Annotated in this window: 4 protein-coding genes; 3 read left to right on the forward strand and 1 reads right to left on the reverse strand. The window is 40.6% G+C overall.

All coding sequences use genetic code 11. The features are described from left to right. Positions 1 to 117 precede the first annotated feature (117 nt). Positions 118 to 546 carry a GxxExxY protein gene (locus tag ACOCD9_RS21600; RefSeq protein WP_287967608.1) on the reverse strand — a complete coding sequence of 143 codons (429 nt, stop codon included), beginning with the start codon at positions 544 to 546 and terminating at the stop codon, positions 118 to 120. 211 nt (positions 547 to 757) lie between these two features. Here ACOCD9_RS21600 and ACOCD9_RS21605 point away from each other — a divergent pair, with 211 nt between their 5' ends. The 3 genes from ACOCD9_RS21605 (at position 758) to ACOCD9_RS21615 (ending at position 1,684) form a co-directional block, all read left to right on the forward strand. Further along, positions 758 to 913: a hypothetical protein gene (locus ACOCD9_RS21605; protein ID WP_002800933.1), complete on the forward strand. Its 156-nt coding sequence runs from the start codon at positions 758 to 760 to the stop codon at positions 911 to 913. Positions 914 to 1,059: 146 nt separating this feature from the next. Further along, positions 1,060 to 1,356, forward strand: a complete 297-nt coding sequence (locus ACOCD9_RS21610) for a toxin-antitoxin system TumE family protein (RefSeq protein ID WP_002751505.1) — start codon at positions 1,060 to 1,062, stop codon at positions 1,354 to 1,356. Continuing rightward, a complete protein-coding gene (locus tag ACOCD9_RS21615) occupies positions 1,337 to 1,684 on the forward strand; it encodes a hypothetical protein (protein WP_002751511.1) in 348 nt (115 codons plus the stop codon). Before ACOCD9_RS21610 ends, ACOCD9_RS21615 begins: the two co-directional genes overlap by 20 nt. The last annotated feature ends 237 nt before the right edge of the window (positions 1,685 to 1,921 follow it).

Below are 1,921 nucleotides of genomic sequence, written 5' to 3' on the forward strand. Positions count from 1 at the left end.
ACAGACATGGCTTTTTTTCTCCCCTCGCTCTACGGCACTCACTGCTTTCTGTCTTAAATCATCACTATAGGGTGCTGCCATGAAAGCTTCTCCTCATTTCTTTTTCTCTATTATGTCCTAACTATCCCGCTCTTTGCTATAGTTATAGTTAGGTTTTCTTTTCGGCTTGTGAACTCTTTTAAACTGTAAACTGATATTTCCAAAATTAAGCAATAATCCAATATCTAACCCATAAGCTTCGAGATAATTGATAGCTTGTGCTAAGTGAACGTCTTCAAGTTGAATAACGGCTTTTAATTCTACCATCACTTTACCTTCAACAAAAAAGTCAACTCGTCTTGTACCTATTTGATCATCTTTATAAAAGATCGGCATTTCGTGTTCTCTCGAAAAAGATAATCCCTGTAGGTTCATTTCTTTTGCCAAAGCACGTTGATAAATTACTTCTTGAAAACCATTTCCTAAGATACGGTGAACTTCCATTGCACAACCAATAATTTTACCTGTTAGTTCACTTTCAGAGTATTGGGGATTAATAAAAGTCATGGCTAGGATTTAGATGATGAAGTGAGGATTTTGATTAGATTGTCTTTGATAATTCAATGTCAAAACTATGATTAGAATGATTTAATGAGCGACTATGATTAGGTTATCTTTGACAATCATGAGTATTTATTGTCTTATATCACATCATGGGGTCGCTCTCTCGAAAAGAATCATAGTCCATCACACAATCACAAAAATCATAGTTAAGACGATGAATGAACAACGCGCCCAAGCTTATGTTAATTTAATTGAACAGTTGCTCACTTGTGCTAATGGTGAGGAACCCAATATTCTGCAAGCTAATCAGGAATTGATTGACCCCGAATTTTTGCAGATGATGGAAAACTATGCAACAGGGTTAGAATAATAAGGATACAATAACCATGCAGATTGATTTAACACAACACTTTGGGCAATATCTCAACCCTCAAGCGAGAAATATAGAAGAATATGAGGCGTTTTTAACTGTTGGGGACATTGACAACAGGCTAAGGTGTTGTTAGTATATCCAACATGAAGGCTACCGCGCTCATTCGTCGTCGCGTCATCTTAGCCCCAGACGCATTCGCAGAAGTCACTGTCTGGCGTGTTCCCCAACCAGTTCTGCCATCGGAGCATCCTTACAAATATCGTCTCGCTTACATAGTCAACGGCAAATGTGTGTTGCGATATGATAACGAACGCGGTAAAGGCGATCACCGTCATTTCGATGGTGTGGAGTCTCTTTATGCTTTCTCTTCGCCAGACCAATTGATGGCCGACTTCAACTCTGACATTTTGAGGTGGAATTATGAACACGGTCGTTCTTGAAGTTCGCTCCTTGACTGACACCCTTGCCGATGCCGTTCAAGCGATGAAAACTGGTCGAGCAGAAAAAGAAGTTCGTATCAGTTTTGCTACCCCCGAACTTCTCTGGAAAGTTCTGACTGCCAAGCGGTGGGAACTCCTCAAAGCTATGTGCGGTGCTGGCCCCATTTCTATCCGTGAGGCGGCGAGGCGAGTACATCGGGATGTTAAAGCAGTACATGGAGATATTACGGCACTTTTAAATGTCGGTATTCTGAGCCGTGTAGCAGATGGGAGCGTAGAGTTCCCGTTTGAAGCGATCAAGGTTGAATTCATGTTGCAAGCCGTTTGATCGCCGGATTAGTAGCGATCGCGAATAAAGAGGACACATGAACCAAAAGTATTATCATTCTCAAAGGTAAGTAGGGAGGCGTTAAAAGTTGTCAGACACCCCCCTTATCAAGCTATCCATTAGTCGGATCTTTCTTAACAAAAAGAGAAGAAACTTAAAAAAAGGGGAAACGATTGATAGGTATAGTTTTGAAAGAAGGAATTAAGGTGGAGGTAAGCAAAAAAATGGAGAAATGGG

The organism is Microcystis sp. (genome assembly GCF_048564745.1).
GTDB classification, from domain to species: Bacteria; Cyanobacteriota; Cyanobacteriia; order Cyanobacteriales; family Microcystaceae; genus Microcystis; species Microcystis ichthyoblabe_A.

What these genes read in the sequence shown, in the direction of transcription:
- ACOCD9_RS21600 (WP_287967608.1), bottom strand. Translation starts at nt 546, where the DNA reads ATGACTTTTATTAATCCCCAATACTCTGAAAGTGAACTAACAGGTAAA.
- ACOCD9_RS21605 (WP_002800933.1), top strand. Translation starts at nt 758, where the DNA reads ATGAATGAACAACGCGCCCAAGCTTATGTTAATTTAATTGAACAGTTG.
- ACOCD9_RS21610 (WP_002751505.1), top strand. Translation starts at nt 1,060, where the DNA reads ATGAAGGCTACCGCGCTCATTCGTCGTCGCGTCATCTTAGCCCCAGAC.
- ACOCD9_RS21615 (WP_002751511.1), top strand. Translation starts at nt 1,337, where the DNA reads ATGAACACGGTCGTTCTTGAAGTTCGCTCCTTGACTGACACCCTTGCC.